The organism is Rhodococcus sp. IEGM 1302 (assembly GCF_030056935.1).
Classification (GTDB): domain Bacteria; phylum Actinomycetota; class Actinomycetes; order Mycobacteriales; family Mycobacteriaceae; genus Rhodococcus_F; species Rhodococcus_F qingshengii.
Map to the genome: position 1 here is coordinate 48894 of NZ_JASHKY010000002.1, position 14147 is coordinate 63040.

Annotated in this window: 13 protein-coding genes; 6 read left to right on the forward strand and 7 right to left on the reverse strand. The window is 61.9% G+C overall.

The window, feature by feature from the left end; all coding sequences use genetic code 11:
* Positions 1 to 106: 106 nt before the first annotated feature.
* The gene (locus QM609_RS04910; protein ID WP_042920653.1) at positions 107 to 1756 is read right to left on the reverse strand and encodes a class I adenylate-forming enzyme family protein; all 1650 of its coding nucleotides are present in this window, start codon (positions 1754 to 1756) and stop codon (positions 107 to 109) included.
* The gene (locus QM609_RS04915; protein ID WP_007735859.1) at positions 1753 to 2706 is read right to left on the reverse strand and encodes a cyclase family protein; all 954 of its coding nucleotides are present in this window, start codon (positions 2704 to 2706) and stop codon (positions 1753 to 1755) included. Before QM609_RS04915 ends, QM609_RS04910 begins: the two co-directional genes overlap by 4 nt.
* Positions 2707 to 2869: 163 nt before the next feature.
* Between QM609_RS04915 and QM609_RS04920 the strand changes: the two genes are divergently transcribed.
* Together QM609_RS04920 and QM609_RS04925 are read left to right on the forward strand one after the other, a co-directional pair.
* The gene (locus QM609_RS04920; RefSeq protein WP_371683563.1) at positions 2870 to 3748 is read left to right on the forward strand and encodes a TetR-type transcription factor C-terminal domain-containing protein; all 879 of its coding nucleotides are present in this window, start codon (positions 2870 to 2872) and stop codon (positions 3746 to 3748) included.
* A 46-nt stretch (positions 3749 to 3794) separates the two neighbouring features.
* The gene (locus QM609_RS04925; RefSeq protein WP_073512952.1) at positions 3795 to 5522 is read left to right on the forward strand and encodes an oleate hydratase; all 1728 of its coding nucleotides are present in this window, start codon (positions 3795 to 3797) and stop codon (positions 5520 to 5522) included.
* A 7-nt stretch (positions 5523 to 5529) separates the two neighbouring features.
* Here the strand turns inward: QM609_RS04925 and QM609_RS04930 are convergent, their stop codons facing one another.
* Positions 5530 to 5907 (reverse strand): DUF5313 family protein, encoded by a 378-nt coding sequence (locus QM609_RS04930; protein ID WP_003943558.1) that lies wholly within the window; start codon positions 5905 to 5907, stop codon positions 5530 to 5532.
* A 30-nt stretch (positions 5908 to 5937) separates the two neighbouring features.
* Positions 5938 to 6909 carry a GlxA family transcriptional regulator gene (locus QM609_RS04935; RefSeq protein WP_007735863.1) on the reverse strand — a complete coding sequence of 324 codons (972 nt, stop codon included), beginning with the start codon at positions 6907 to 6909 and terminating at the stop codon, positions 5938 to 5940.
* Between the two features lie 71 nt (positions 6910 to 6980).
* Here QM609_RS04935 and QM609_RS04940 point away from each other — a divergent pair, with 71 nt between their 5' ends.
* The 3 genes from QM609_RS04940 to QM609_RS04950 all read left to right on the forward strand — a co-directional run bounded on the left by QM609_RS04940 (position 6981) and on the right by QM609_RS04950 (position 10376).
* On the forward strand, positions 6981 to 8297 hold the full coding sequence (locus QM609_RS04940; protein WP_030536659.1) for an MFS transporter: 1317 nt from the start codon (positions 6981 to 6983) through the stop codon (positions 8295 to 8297).
* Positions 8298 to 8375: 78 nt separating this feature from the next.
* A complete protein-coding gene (locus QM609_RS04945) occupies positions 8376 to 9929 on the forward strand; it encodes a succinic semialdehyde dehydrogenase (protein WP_042920647.1) in 1554 nt (517 codons plus the stop codon).
* Between the two features lie 3 nt (positions 9930 to 9932).
* Positions 9933 to 10376 (forward strand): SRPBCC family protein, encoded by a 444-nt coding sequence (locus QM609_RS04950; protein ID WP_030536658.1) that lies wholly within the window; start codon positions 9933 to 9935, stop codon positions 10374 to 10376.
* Between the two features lie 61 nt (positions 10377 to 10437).
* Here the strand turns inward: QM609_RS04950 and QM609_RS04955 are convergent, their stop codons facing one another.
* A complete protein-coding gene (locus tag QM609_RS04955) occupies positions 10438 to 11394 on the reverse strand; it encodes a proline dehydrogenase family protein (RefSeq protein WP_050656384.1) in 957 nt (318 codons plus the stop codon).
* Positions 11395 to 11509: 115 nt separating this feature from the next.
* Between QM609_RS04955 and QM609_RS04960 the strand changes: the two genes are divergently transcribed.
* The gene (locus tag QM609_RS04960; protein ID WP_228232358.1) at positions 11510 to 11914 is read left to right on the forward strand and encodes a hypothetical protein; all 405 of its coding nucleotides are present in this window, start codon (positions 11510 to 11512) and stop codon (positions 11912 to 11914) included.
* Between the two features lie 9 nt (positions 11915 to 11923).
* Here the strand turns inward: QM609_RS04960 and QM609_RS04965 are convergent, their stop codons facing one another.
* Together QM609_RS04965 and QM609_RS04970 are read right to left on the reverse strand one after the other, a co-directional pair.
* Entirely contained in the window at positions 11924 to 12739 is an 816-nt protein-coding gene (locus tag QM609_RS04965) for a siderophore-interacting protein (protein WP_007735878.1), read from the reverse strand.
* 144 nt (positions 12740 to 12883) lie between these two features.
* Entirely contained in the window at positions 12884 to 14122 is a 1239-nt protein-coding gene (locus QM609_RS04970; RefSeq protein WP_076948834.1) for an HNH endonuclease signature motif containing protein, read from the reverse strand.
* Between the last annotated feature and the right edge of the window lie 25 nt (positions 14123 to 14147).

Sequence of the window (14147 nt, forward strand, 5' to 3'; positions counted from 1 at the left end):
GTACTCAGCACATATTACTGTTCCATTACCCCAATGGCGCGGTCGACCGGAAACTGTGCGCGATCAGACAGCAGGCGGACCGCGAAGTCCGCCCGCTGCCCCGCGATCAAGAGATCGTGCGCAGTTCCCGTCGCAGTATCTTGCCGGTGACGGTCTTGGGCAGTTCCTCCACCAGCACCACGGAGCGTGGGTACTTGTACGCCGCCATCCGCTGCTTGCAGTGATCGATCAGATCTTCCGGGGTGACGGACGCCCCCGCGACGAGGCTGACAAACGCCTTCACCGTCTCACCGCGGTATTCGTCGGCGATCCCGACGACTGCCGCCTCACGGACTGCGGGGTGCTCGGCAAGAACGTCCTCGACCTCGCGTGGCCACACCTTGTAGCCGGACGCGATGATCATGTCCTTCTTACGGTCGACGACGTAGAACCAGCCGGCTTCGTCCATGAACCCCACGTCGCCGGTGTGGAACCACCCGTCGCGAATGGCCGACGCACTCTCCTCCGGCTTGTTCCAGTAACCGCGCACCACCTGTGGACCTCGGACGACCAGTTCGCCGATCTCTCCGATCGGCAGGATCGCACCGCCCTCGTCTTCGATGCGGACCACGGTGTTGGGTACGGGAACGCCGACAGACAGTGCTCCGGATGTGGGGTCGACCGGCGTATCCGCACCAACGGGAACGGCATGGGTCGGCGACGTGGTCTCGGTCAGCCCGTAGATGTTGTGCAGCGCAGCACCGGTCATGGCGCGGACGGCCTCGGCGGCAGTCGGCGAGATGGGTGCGCCGCCGGAGTAGAGCAACCGTATGGAGGTGAAGTCTTCCGGCGCGCAACCCGGAGTGTTGAGCAGTGCCGTAAAAGCAGTGATGGCGCCGACTGTGAATGTCGGTTGGTGCTCACGAATCGCGTCGAGCATCACCTCGGGGTGGAAGCGATAGGCCAGCACCAGCGGCATTCTCGCCAGGACGGACACCGCGATGTGACCGATCAACCCCGTGATGTGGAAGAGCGGTGCAACTCCGAGAACCGTGTCTTTCGGGGTGAGCCCCAGCCAGTCCCGGTAGACCTGGGCGTTGAAGGTCATATTCGCGTGAGAGGTCATCGCTCCCTTCGGCGGACCCGTGGTTCCCGACGTATACGTCAGTACCGCAATGTCTTCCGGTGCAGCGTCAGTGGTGATCGGATCGCCGAGACGATGTTCGTCGATCAGCGTCGCAAGATCGTCGGTACCGAGATCCTTCTTGACGATTCCGTCGAAAATCCTCGGATCGTTGCGACTTTGATACTCGAGTTCCGAGGTGGTGATAACTCGCCTGACCGGCGAGTCGGAGACGACATTGCGGCCGACGGACTCGTAGAGCCCCTCGAGAGCGATCAGAACCGCTGCTCCGGAATCTTCGAGTTGGTATCCCAGTTCTCGTTCACGGCTCATGGGATTGATCGAGACTGCGACGCCGCCGGCTTTCCAGATTCCGGCGAGCGCAAGCACGAACTGCGGAACGTTCTGGAGGAACAGAGCGACGCGGTCACCCTTCACCAGTCCACCGGCTCGGAGTGCTCGGGCCAGCGCGTCACTCTGCTGATCCAGTTCGGCGTAACTGAGTTGACCGTCGAAGTACTTCACAGCCGTGGCGTCCGGATCAGAGCGGACCGCCGCTGCCAACATTTCGAGCATCGTGGGGTGTTCGACGTCGATGTCGGGGGGAACGTCGTTGCGGTACAACGCCAACCAAGGGCGATCTTCGTATGTCATTTGATGGCAACCGGATTCACGGGAGAGCCGCTGGCCTTTGCGACCTTGAGTGGCGCGGCGACGTACAGGAACGTGTACTGGCCGTCGGCCGCGCAGTCCGCGGCCAACTTCTCCAGATCGCAGATCTCGGTGAACACCACTCCGAGGTTGCGCATCAATGCGTTGTGGAGAACCAGTGCCACACCGTTTTCGGGGTCGGTGGTGACCTCGTTGGCAATGGTGTCAGTGACAAGGTTGGGGATCTCCATGTCCTGGAACCACTGGACGAGTTCGGGGCTGTAGATCAGGCCGGGCTCGCAGAAGCCCTCGTAGAAGGCTTCGCCCTGGTCGAAGAACAGCTTGAGGAAGTTGGTGCGGATGACGAGGATGTCACGCTTCTCGATGGTGACCCCCTGCGCTTCGGCACAGGCCAAAAGATCATGGTGCGTGAAGGTTTCGGCCTTGTCGAGGTTTTCCTTGCCGCGGAACTTTGCCATGTCGAGAAGCACTGCGCGTCCGACGACGCCACGGTCGGCAATCGGTTCGACGCTGGCCTTCTCCAGGCCGCCGACAGTGGTGTCAGCGGAGTATCCGTTCCACAGCGCGCCGTCGTACCAGACGTGGCCGAGCGCGTCGTACTGCGTCGAACCCTGCAGGAACGCGTCGATCTTGTCGTCCGCGTAATGCAGGCCACCGGGGAAGTTGGGGGCGTCGTCGCCGTCCCAGCTGCTCTCGTCGAAGATCTGTGTGCGCTCGGCAGGGCTGCGTCCCGGCCACACCGGATCACCCTTGGGATCGCCGATAAGACGTTGGAGTGTGAACACGGAACCCTGCTTGATGGTTCCGACGCCACGAAGCACCTGTCCGGCGTCGAGGTAGTTCAGTGAACCGACCTCGTCGGACTCTCCCCACTTGCCCCAGTTGCTGGGTGCGTCGCGCAGGAGTTCTCCAAGATATGGCGCCTCGGTCATGGTGATTCGATCCTCTCGCTACCGACACCGAACGATCGCTCGGGCGGACCTGGGTCTTTGTGATCCACATCATGTTCAGGCCGATAATCAGTAGTCAACAGGTTCACCGATTGCCGTGGTCATCGCATTGTTGGAAATCCAATGTTCGGGAATACTGAACACTGTGACCGAATTCGAGAATGCCGTCCTGATCGGAGCGTCGATCCGGCAAGCCCGGCGTCACCGTGGGCTCTCGCTGCGCGAATTGGCCAGGCGTCTCGGCGTCAGCGCAGCTACCCTCAGCGCCGTCGAGACCGGAAAGACCAGAGTCAGCGTCGACAGGTTGGCGGCAATCGGCGGGATTCTCGGAGTGCGTTTCGACGCTCTGCTCCCGGCTGCGATAGTGCGTCCGCCAGAACAGCCACGATGGGGAGGCGACGACGCCGACCCGAACGCACATTTTCGCCCGAACGAGTGGCGAAGGTTCGGCCCGAGTTCGTTCGATCCGGTGTTGGCGGCCGCGCTCGCGGAGATGGTGAAGACCGGATATCACGGTGCTGCGATGCGTGAGATCGCCAATCGTGCGCAGATGAGTGTTCCGGGTCTGTATCACCACTATTCCAGCAAGCAACAGATGTTGGCCGAAATTCTCGACCTCACCATGGCTGAACTGAACACGAGATCGTTGGCGGCTATCGACGAGGGCGAAAGTCCCTCCGAAAGGCTGGCTTTCCTCGTCGAATGTGTGACCTTGTTCCATATCTATCGGCGTGATCAAGGATTCCTCGGCGCCAGCGAAATGCGCAGTCTCACAGCCGAGAACAGGTTGCGCATCACGGAATCACGCAACTACCAGCAATGGTTGATGACGAAGCAGGTCGACGACGGAATCGCTGCCGGTGTGTTCGGGACGGATCGGCCGCGACAGGCCGCGCGTGCAATCGTCGTGATGTGTGTCTCTGTCGCGCAATGGTATCGGCCGAGTGGGCCGCAAACGCCCGAGGAAATTGCACGCGACTACGCGCGTTTTGCACTGGATCTGGTGCGCCTTCAGCGACCGTGACGGACGTCATCCGGTTCGGGTGATGCGCCAGCGGGCAAAGGGGTCCATGCTTGGAAGGTATCCGTACCGCGACTCGAGTAAGGAACGAAACCCAATGTCTTCCAAGCTGTCTCACAAGGCCTACATGATCGGTGCCGGCATCGGAAACCTCTCGGCTGCCGTCTATTTGATTCGAGACGGTGAGTGGAGCGGTGAGGACATCACCATCATGGGGCTGGACATGCATGGAGCGAACGACGGCGAATCTGCCGCTACCTTCCAGCACCAGTACGGTCATCGCGAGCTGGGCAACGACGCGGGCTTCATCAATCGTGGCGGTCGCATGCTCAACGAGGAGACCTATGAGAACCTCTGGGACGTGCTGAGTGTGGTTCCGTCGCTGGACAACCCGGGAAAATCGGTGACGGATGACATTCTCGATTTCGACCACGCGCATCCAACGCACGACGTCGCACGATTGATCGATCGCGACGGCATTCGCAACAAGGGTGAAAACGACTACAAGCACATGCAATTCGACAACAAGGATCGGTACTTGTTGACGAAGCTGATGACGATGCCGGAGTCGGACGAGGCAAAACTCGACGACATCAGTATCGAGCAGTGGTTCGAGGACACTCCGCACTTCTTCACCACCAACTTCTGGTACATGTGGGAGACCACATTTGCTTTCAAGCGGGTGAGTTCGGCGATGGAGCTGCGCCGGTACATGAACCGAATGATTCTCGAGTTCAGTCGCATTCAAACTCTTGCCGGTGTCACCAGATCCCCGTACAACCAGTACGAGAGCATCATCTTGCCGATGCGGGCCTTCCTCGAAGGCAAGGGCGTGAAGTTCGTCAACGAACTGAAGATCACGGAGTTCGTGTTCAAGGACACCCCGCTACGAGACGAGATCATCGTGACGGGACTCGATTACGAAAACGTCCGCACCGGTGAGAAGGGCCGAATCGACGTGGCGGAGGGCGATTTCGTCTTCGACACCAACGGCAGCATCACCGACAGTTCTTCGATCGGCGATCTGGATACCCCGATCGTCGAAGACATGAGATACGCACCGAGTGCGCTGCTGTGGAAGCAGGCCACCGAGCATTTCTACGATCTCGGGAATCCCGACAAGTTCTTCGGGGACCGGGCGCAGAGTGAGTGGACCAGCTTCACCGTCACCACTTCGTCACACGAGCTCATCAACGAGATTTCCCGAATCACCAAGCAGCTCCCCGGAAATGCGCTCAACACATTCGTGGACTCGAACGTGCTTCTCTCGATCGTGGTTCACCATCAGCCGCACTATCACGCGCAGAAGGAGAACGAAGGAGTCTTCTGGGGTTACTGTCTGTTCCCGCGCAAGGACGGCGACTACGTGAAGAAGCCGTTCATCGAGATGACCGGGCGGGAAATGCTGGAAGAGACGCTCGGACACCTCGAGGCGCTCGACGAGAGCGGTGCGCTCGCCGCGCGTCGACAAGAGATTATGGACAGCGTCGTGAATTCGATACCCAGCCATATGCCTTACGCCAGTGCGCTGTTCAATCGGCGCGCCGTCGGCGACCGGCCGCTGGTGGTGCCGAAGCACTCCAAGAACCTGGCGTTCATCAGTCAGTTCGCGGAGCTGCCGTTCGACATGGTGTTCACCGAGCAGTACTCGGTGCGCTGCGCTCAGGTAGCCGTCTACAAGTTCCTGGGGATTCCGGAAGACAAGCTCACCAAGATGCATCACTACGAGAAGGATCCGAAGGTCCTCGCCAAGGCCGCAGTGACGATGTTCCGCTGAGGGGTGCTCAGCGACCGTGCCGCTTCTCGTAGTCCTCGCGAGTGCGATCGGCACGGCGCTGGGCCTTCTCGTCGAGCAGTTCGGGATCGAGTCCGTGGCTCAGCAGGCGGTGACGGCGGTAGATCGTCCCGAGCGCCACGACGAAGTACGCGAGCGGGATGAGCAACAAGGCCATCATGGCCAAGGGAATCCAGATCGGTCCCGGGATCAAGAGGAACAGCAGAAGGATCAGCGTCGCCGGCACGGTGAAGCGGATGATGTAGCGGGCCTGGGCGCCCGGGCCGACCAGATCGTTCCGTACCCAGTCCTGATACCGGTCGGGGAGCGTCTTCCCCAGGAGGTATCCGCAGTACTGAGGAAAGTTCGGGCGAGTCTGTTCGGCCATGGCATCCAGGATAGTGCCTGGTACTGCCGCTTACACCGGTGCCTTGAACGTGCGTCGGTAGGCGCTCGGTGAAACGCCGAGGGCCTCGTTCATGTGTTGACGCATGGATGTCGCAGTCCCGAAGCCGGTTCGAGCAGCAATCGCATCGATCGACAGATCGGATTCCTCCAGTAGTTCCCGCGCCCGATCGACGCGTCTGCTGGTCAACCAGCGGTTCGGTGTGGTTCCGACTTCGTCGCGGAATCGACGGCTGAACGTGCGGACGCTCATGTTGGCGCGCGTCGCCAGGTCCGCCAGGGTGATCGGGTCGTCGAGATGTTCGAGGGCCCAGTGCCGAGCGTCGGCAGTCGATTCCGAAGGTTTGTCGGCCAGGGGGCGTCGGATGTACTGAGCTTGGCCACCGTCGCGCCACGGCGGTACGACGCAACGCCTCGCGACGGTGTTCGCCACTTCCATGCCGTGGTCACGCCTGACGATATGCAGGCAGAGGTCGACTCCCGACGCCACCCCGGCCGAGGTCAGGATGTGGCCTTCGTCGACGAACAGCACGTCGGGATCCACGTTCACCTTGGGATAGACACGCTGGAAATGGTCGGTGTTGCGCCAGTGCGTCGTGGCGCGGAGTCCGTCGAGCAAACCCGCCGCGGCGAGGATGTACGACCCGGTGCAGATCGAGACCAGCCGAGTGCCCGGCCGGATGTGTTGGAAAGCCGCGGCCAACTCGGGGGAGAGGTAGCCGTCTTCGTAGGCCGGACCCAACTCGTACGACGCGGGTATGACGACGGTGTCGGCGGTGGCGAGCAACTCGCTCCCGTGGTCGACCGAGATGCTGAAGTCTGCGTCGGTCTGCACGGGATTGCCGTCGACGGTGCACGTCAGGATCTCGTACAGCGGCCGATCCTCGACGTCGAGGGCACGTCCGAAGATGCGCGCCGGGATGCCGAGTTCGAAGGGAATGACTCCATTCAGAGCCAGTACGACGACGCGATGCGGACCAGACATGGCTTGATTCTTTCATATATTGGCAATCCGGCCACTGTTCTCGATCGAATCCGAACTGCAGAATTCTCTCTGTGACTTCTGAGACCGCTCTCCCCGAATCAGGCCAACAGCAGGTGAGCCCGCCGCGCTTTCACCGCGCCTGGTCCGTCGCGATCGTGGCGTTCCTGGCGTTGGTCGGTGCGGCGAGCTTCCGCGCTGCCCCATCGGTGCTGATCGATCCGCTGCACGAAGATTTCGGGTGGTCGCGCGCCAGCATCTCGGCGGCCGTCTCGGTCAACCTGATTCTGTACGGGTTGACCTCGCCGTTCGCTGCTGCCTTGATGGAGAGGTTCGGTATCCGGGCGGTCGTCACCTCGGCGTTGGCGCTCATCTCGCTCGGCAGTGGTCTCACCATCTTCATGACCTCGAGTTGGCAGCTCATTCTGCTGTGGGGTGTCTTCGTCGGTCTCGGTACCGGTTCGATGGCGCTGGCGTTTGTCGCCACCGTCGTCGATCGCTGGTTCGTCGAGAAGCGTGGTCTCGTGACCGGCATCCTGACGGCCGGTGGTGCTGCCGGTCAGCTGGTGTTCCTCCCGGTCCTGGCGAAGATCGCCGAAACGTACGACTGGAAGAGCGTCGCCTTCACAGTTTCGTTTGCCGCACTGGCCGTTGTGCCGTTCGTTCTGCTGTTCCTGCGTAACTATCCGTCAGACGTGGGTACGACGCCTTACGGCGCGCCCGCCGATTACGCCCCACCAGCCAAGCCTGTCTACCAGCGCGGCGGTGCCGGAGGCCGGGCGATCTCGGTGCTGGTGATGGCGTCGAAGACCAAGGTGTTCTGGCTTCTCGCCGGTACCTTTGCGATCTGCGGCGCGAGCACCAACGGCCTGATCGGCACGCACTTCGTCCCGGCGTCGCACGACCACGGAATGCCGATCACGACTGCCGCGTCCCTGTTGGCGTTGATCGGAATCCTCGACATGGTCGGCACCATTGCTTCGGGTTGGTTCACCGACCGGATGGACTCGCGAAAACTTCTCGGCATCTACTACCTGTTCCGCGGAATCTCGCTGCTCTTTCTGCCGTTATTGCTCGCCAACACTGTGAATCCACCGATGATCGCGTTTGTCATCTTCTACGGGCTCGATTGGGTGGCGACGGTTCCGCCGACCGTCGCGCTGTGCCGTCAACACTTCGGCGCCGACGCCCCCATCGTGTTCGGTTGGGTGCTGGCATCGCACCAGATCGGTGCGGGTCTGGTGGCCTTCTTGGCCGGTCTCGTTCGTGATCAGATCGGCTCGTACGACGCTGCCTTCTTGGTGGCCGGCGCGCTCTGCGCGATCGCTGCAGTCATGTCGTTGTTGATCGCAAAACGTCCGAAAGAGGCAGTATTGGTTGACTCTGTCTGATTCGGCACTGTGATCGGTACCACCGACGGGGTAAGTTGTGTGTAACTCCAAGAACTACTCACCAGTAGGGGTACTGAAATGCCTGCTCCGTCCGCTGCGACCTTCTCGCGGCTCGCCGATCTGATCGCCATCGACAATGTTGCCGATCGCCCGACGAAGTCCATCACCGAGGTGTTCACCGGCAAGGAGCTGGCGATCATCCCCGTCGGCACCGCCGACGACGCACTTGCGGCCATCGCCCGTGCCCGCGTCGCCCAGAAGGAATGGGCCAAGCGCTCCGTCCTCGATCGGGCCGCCGTCTTCCACCGCTACCGCGATCTCATCCTCGAGAACCGCGACGCCCTCATGGACATGGCTCAGGCCGAGACCGGAAAGTCGCGTACCGCAGCTCAGGAAGAAGTCCTCGACATCTCGATGACGTCGCGGCACTACGCACGTGTGGCTCCGAAGCTGCTGCGTCCGCGTCGCGTCTCCGGCATGCTCCCGGGCCTGACGAAGACCGTCGTCCGCTACCAGCCCAAGGGTGTCGTCGGCGTCATCTCGCCGTGGAACTACCCGATGACGCTGGCCGTGTCCGACGCCATCGCCGCGCTGCTCGCCGGTAACGCCGTTGTCCTCAAGCCGGACAGCCAGACACCGTACTGCGCGCTCGCCTGCGTCGAACTGCTCTACAAGGCGGGTCTGCCTCGCGACCTCTTCGCCGTGGTTCCCGGGCCGGGCTCCGTCGTCGGCACCGCCCTGGTCGAGAACACCGATTACCTCATGTTCACCGGTTCCACCGCGACCGGTCAGCTCCTCGCCGAGCAGGCCGGCCGTCGACTGATCGGCTTCTCCGCCGAACTCGGTGGCAAGAACCCGATGATCGTTGCCGCCGGCGCAGACCTGCGCGAGGTCACCGACGCCGCTGTGCGTGCGTGCTTCTCCAACTCCGGTCAGCTGTGCATCTCCATCGAGCGCATCTACGTCGAAGAGTCCATCGCACCCGAGTTCATCCGCATGTTCGGTGACCGCGTCAAGAAGATGAACCTCGCCGCCGGATACGAATTCGGAATCGAGATGGGCAGCCTCGTCTCCGAGGCGCAGGTCAAGGCAATCTCCGCTCATGTCGATGACGCAGTGGTCAAGGGCGCCACCGTCATTGCCGGTGGCAAGGCTCGGCCGGACATCGGACCGCTGTTCTACGAGCCCACCCTGCTCACCGGGGTTCCCGAAGACGCCGAGTGCTACCGCGACGAGACCTTCGGGCCGCTCGTCTCGATTTACCCCGTCAAGGACGTCGAAGAGGCCATCGCTGCGGCCAACGACACCGAGTACGGCCTCAACGCCAGTGTGTGGGCGGGAAGCAAGGCTGCCGGTGAAGCCATCGCAGCGCGCATCCACGCCGGCACCGTCAACGTCGACGAGGGTTACGCACCGACCTGGGGCAGCACCGCAGCACCGATGGGCGGTATGGGTGTCTCGGGCGTCGGTCGTCGTCACGGCGCCGAGGGGCTGATCAAGTACACCGAACCGCAGACCGTTGCCACCACTCGCGTCATGAATCTCGGTGGACCGCGCGGACTTCCGGCCAAGGTGTGGGCAAAGCTCATGCCTCACGCCATCAAGATCATGTCCTGGGTTCCGGGCCGGTAACGGGTGGAAACCGCCAGCGCGTACATCGAGGCAACGCCAGTATCGGTGTGGAAGGTTGTCAGCGACATCGAAGGTATGGGTCGCTTCAGTCCTGAAAATACCGGTGGAACATGGACTTCCGGAACTCCGGGCACTGTGGGTGCAAAGTTCAAGGGCACCAACAAGCATGGTCTGATTCGGTGGAGCACGCACTGCACGGTGGTCGACGTGGTCGACTGCCGGAGGTTCTCCTTCGAATCGGACGAGCCGAAAGCGCGGTGGACCTATGTGCTCGAGCCTTCGGGAACGGGCACCGTGCTTACCGAGACTCGTGAGATCTATGCGACGCCAGCGCTTTACGTGCGCATGATGTCGGGTAGCGGCCTACTCGGTCGGGGTCGAGATCAGCTGATGCAGACCGGAATGGAAACCACCCTGGCGCGCATCAAGGCGTTTCTGGAGAGCTAGAAACTGACACAAGTGGGGCTGCACTCGATTCGAGTGCGGCCCCACTTCTGTTGTTGGAGATCTAGTTTGCAGTGCTGATGAGCGCAGCGTCGATGAGCGCGGTGTAGACACGCTCCGGTTCTTCGGCGATGCGATTGAGTACGTACAGCCACCACTGTGTTCCGAAGATGACGTATTCGCGTGTGGTGAAGCCCGCTCCTCGGAGTGCGTCCAGTTGCTCGGTGCCGAGGCCGAGCAGCATCTCGAACTCGACGTGCTCGCCTCTGAGCTTCGAATCATGTTCGGCGCGTAGTGCTTCGAGGATGTCGCGGTCATGTGTCGCGATGGAGACCTGGTGACCCGAGTCGACGATTCGGGCTGCGTAGTCGAGATACGCGCTGCGCAGTTCGGCACTACCGCGTGGGTAGGCGACGGACTCGGCTTCGAGGAAGGCGCCCTTCACGAGACGGATGCGGCCGGGTCGGTCCAGCAGAGCGGCGAGATCCTTTGCCGTGCGGTGCAGTCGGGCCTGAACGGTGATCCCCACGTGAGTGAAGCGCTCGGCCAGTCGCGCGTGCATGTCGAGGACCAGGTCGGTGCGATCGGACGCTTCGGCGGAGATGATCAGCTCGGCACCGGCGCGTTCCGTGGCCTCGGCCAGGCGCACGACATTGCGAAAGCACTGCTCCGGATTGATCACCAAGCCGATGTGCGAGAGGTCGAACGACACGGTGCTCTCGACACCCGACGTGCCGATTCGTTCCGCGAGTTCCACGAAAACATCGGTTTCGGCGTTCGCGAGCTCGGGATCCCGGACGCTTTCCCCGGTGTATTCGATGCTCGCCTTGTGTCCTCGCGCGAAGATCGAGGGGAGGCGGTCGAAAGCGTCGTCGATGGTTTCGCCGCCGATGTAGCGAGCGGCGACTTTCCGTGCGAGTGCTGCAGTCGCAGCGTTCGCCATGGTGCGTTCTTTCAGGGATTCGTCGAGTGCGAGGCGGCGTAGGACGTCTGCGGCCTGGGCTTGTAGATCCGTGTTCACGGCTTCAGCGTATCCGGACGAGGGTGCGGGAATTATTCTCCAGACCCTTGCGTTCGATCTATTGTCGATATATCGTCGATACGTCAAACAAACACAGACAGTCCAGGAGGACAACATGTACGCCCCACACAACAACCCAGAAATGCAAGAACGTCGCGAGCATGGCCGCCGAGGCCCGCATCGTGGACACGGTTTCCGTCGAGGATTCGAGGGCGAGCGACCCGAGGGTCGCTTCGAAGACCGAGCAGAAGGACGCCCCGAAGGCCGGCGCGGTCGACTTGACCAGCGCGGACACGGTCGGCCTCACTTCGGTGAAGCCGGCGCAGCGCTCCGTCCCGCGATGGGCCTACTCCGAGGTGCCGCTGTCGCGGTAGCCGCAGGTGGGACCGCCGAGCAGGTAGCCAAGGCCGAGGCAATTCTCGCCGAGGCACGCCGAGCACTGTTCGAGATGCTGGCGGAAAAGCCGGCTGACGCGCAGCAGGCTCACGCAGAATCTACCGCCACGCTGCCGGCAGAGTGATCACGGCGCTCAGGCGCCGACGGTGACTTCCTCGCTGTTCATGCCGGAAACGTGGCCGTCGGCGCCCTCTCGCCAGTACCCGACAACATTGTGCTTGTCGCGAGCAATTCCTCGAACTTCCCTCAGATGCTTACGAATGCGACGGCTTGTTGCGCTTTCGCACGCCACCCACGCGTAGATGTCGGCCGATTCGGATTCGGGAAACTCGACCTTCTCCACAGCTTCGAACAGCGCGCTCGGCGCCTTTCCGAGGCCACTCCCCACGAGCCACGTGTACGTGACGTCGCCGCGAGTGACAAATTCCTGTCGATCCTCTTCGGTTTCGACCTCGATGATCGCCTGTGCGACATCGCCTTCACGAAGTTCTTCGACAATCCTGCCCAGTCCGGGGAGACCCGTGGCGTCTGCGACCAGCAGCTGCCAGCGAGGACCCGCCGGTGCTTGGTAGTGGGACCGCGAACTGTCCGACCAGAAGACGCCTAGTAGGTGACCTGGTTCGGCCCGCAGGGCCCAATCCGCTGCAATACCGCCAGGGTGCACGACGAAGTCGATGTCCAGACGTCGGCCGCCGTCGTGCACCTTGCGCACGGTGTAGTGCCGCCACGGTGGCTCGGTTCCGAGATCGGCCTTGCCGTAGTCGGGATTGTTGAAGTAGTCGTATTCTGCTTCTGTTTCACCGGGTTTCGGGAACGCGAGGTCGATGCGCTCGTCGCCTTGTCCGCCGGTCGGCCAGTGCCAGTCGCCTTCTGCCTCGATGCTGATTCGCCGCATGTGCGGGGTCAGGGACGTGACGGTGACAACGCGGGCGGGTTCGCAGAAAGACATGCCTCGACCCTATGGGTCCGGCGTGTCGAAGTGGAGACAGATGCTGTCGCAAGACGGACATCGAGCGCAGCCGAAAAGGCCAGCGTATGCCCCGGGGCATGATTCTTCCCCGGTGCACACGCTGGCCTTTTCAGTTATGTCGGTTCACGCCGCTGTCGGTGGGCTGTTCCCGCCGATCGGCTGTTGATACGGATCAACCGACATCGGTGGATAGAACACCGATTTCCGATCCGGGCCGATCTCCACCCGCCACTCCGTGTGGTGCAGCGTCCGGTGGTGATGACCGCACAACAAGATCAGGTTGTCGAGATCTGTTGGGCCACCATCGTTCCAGTGAACAATATGATGGGCATCGCACCACCCCGACGGAGTTCCGCACCCGGGAAACGCACACCCGCCATCACGAACCGCCAACGCTCGCCGCTGCGGCACCGTCGCCGTTCTCGCTTCCTTACCGCAGTCGAGCGGAACACCATTCTCATCCAACAAAATTCGCGTGACCGTGCAATCGCAGGCCAACATCCGGGCAGTGTCGATACTGATCGGGCCCACCCAATCCGTCCACGCGAAACCCAGTTCCTGAGTCGACGGCAACATATCCTTCATTGCTTTGAGGTCGGTCATGTCTTTCGCCGACGCAGTCACCGTGATGTGCGGTTTCACCCCGCCCTCGATCGGACCCAACCCCGCCCGCTCATACCGCCGCAGTAGTTCGCAAAACCCGTCCGCCCGCCGCAGCGCCGGCGTACGGGTGTCCTTCACACCGTCCTTCTCCGGTATCGGCGCAGACAGACTCGACAACAACGTGATCAGACGGGCCCCGTTCACAGCATCCAGATCACCCTTCACCGACACGCGCCCGTACAGGCCTTTCGAGGCGTAGAACTCGTTACGCTCCGAATCCTCGCCGACCGGGACGCCGTCCTCGCGCTTGCCGTACTGCTTCTCGATCCGCCGGATCGCCGCCCGCACCGCATCGCAATCCGCAATGTTCTGCGACGCCAAACCCAACAGGATCCCGCGAGCCTTGTCCACATCCGCCGGCGTCATGTTCTTGGGCGGATGCTGACAAAACGACGCCACCTGACGGGCTTTCAACGCATCCACGTCACCACGATGAAACGCATCCGCCACAACAGGTTCGAGCATCAACAACCGCGCCAACCCGACCAGCAGACTGCACTCACCGATCTCCAGATTCGTCGAACCATGCAACCACTGCGCGATCGCCCGAAAACCCTTCCCACCGAGAACCTCCCGGGAAAACATCTCCACGATCAGCAACACCATCCGCGACTGCAACTCGTGCCGGACACGCACCAGATCCAGAACCTCACCCTTGAGGTCCTCGCCATCCAGTTGCCACGCATCCCGACTGTCCATGCTCAAAGTTTAATCGAACAAAGTT

Coding starts and splice junctions, on each gene's coding strand:
- QM609_RS04910 (WP_042920653.1), bottom strand. CDS start 1,756: ATGACATACGAAGATCGCCCTTGGTTGGCGTTGTACCGCAACGACGTT.
- QM609_RS04915 (WP_007735859.1), bottom strand. CDS start 2,706: ATGACCGAGGCGCCATATCTTGGAGAACTCCTGCGCGACGCACCCAGC.
- QM609_RS04925 (WP_073512952.1), top strand. CDS start 3,795: ATGCTTGGAAGGTATCCGTACCGCGACTCGAGTAAGGAACGAAACCCA.
- QM609_RS04930 (WP_003943558.1), bottom strand. CDS start 5,907: ATGGCCGAACAGACTCGCCCGAACTTTCCTCAGTACTGCGGATACCTC.
- QM609_RS04935 (WP_007735863.1), bottom strand. CDS start 6,909: ATGTCTGGTCCGCATCGCGTCGTCGTACTGGCTCTGAATGGAGTCATT.
- QM609_RS04945 (WP_042920647.1), top strand. CDS start 8,376: ATGCCTGCTCCGTCCGCTGCGACCTTCTCGCGGCTCGCCGATCTGATC.
- QM609_RS04960 (WP_228232358.1), top strand. CDS start 11,510: ATGTACGCCCCACACAACAACCCAGAAATGCAAGAACGTCGCGAGCAT.
- QM609_RS04965 (WP_007735878.1), bottom strand. CDS start 12,739: ATGTCTTTCTGCGAACCCGCCCGCGTTGTCACCGTCACGTCCCTGACC.
- QM609_RS04970 (WP_076948834.1), bottom strand. CDS start 14,122: ATGGACAGTCGGGATGCGTGGCAACTGGATGGCGAGGACCTCAAGGGT.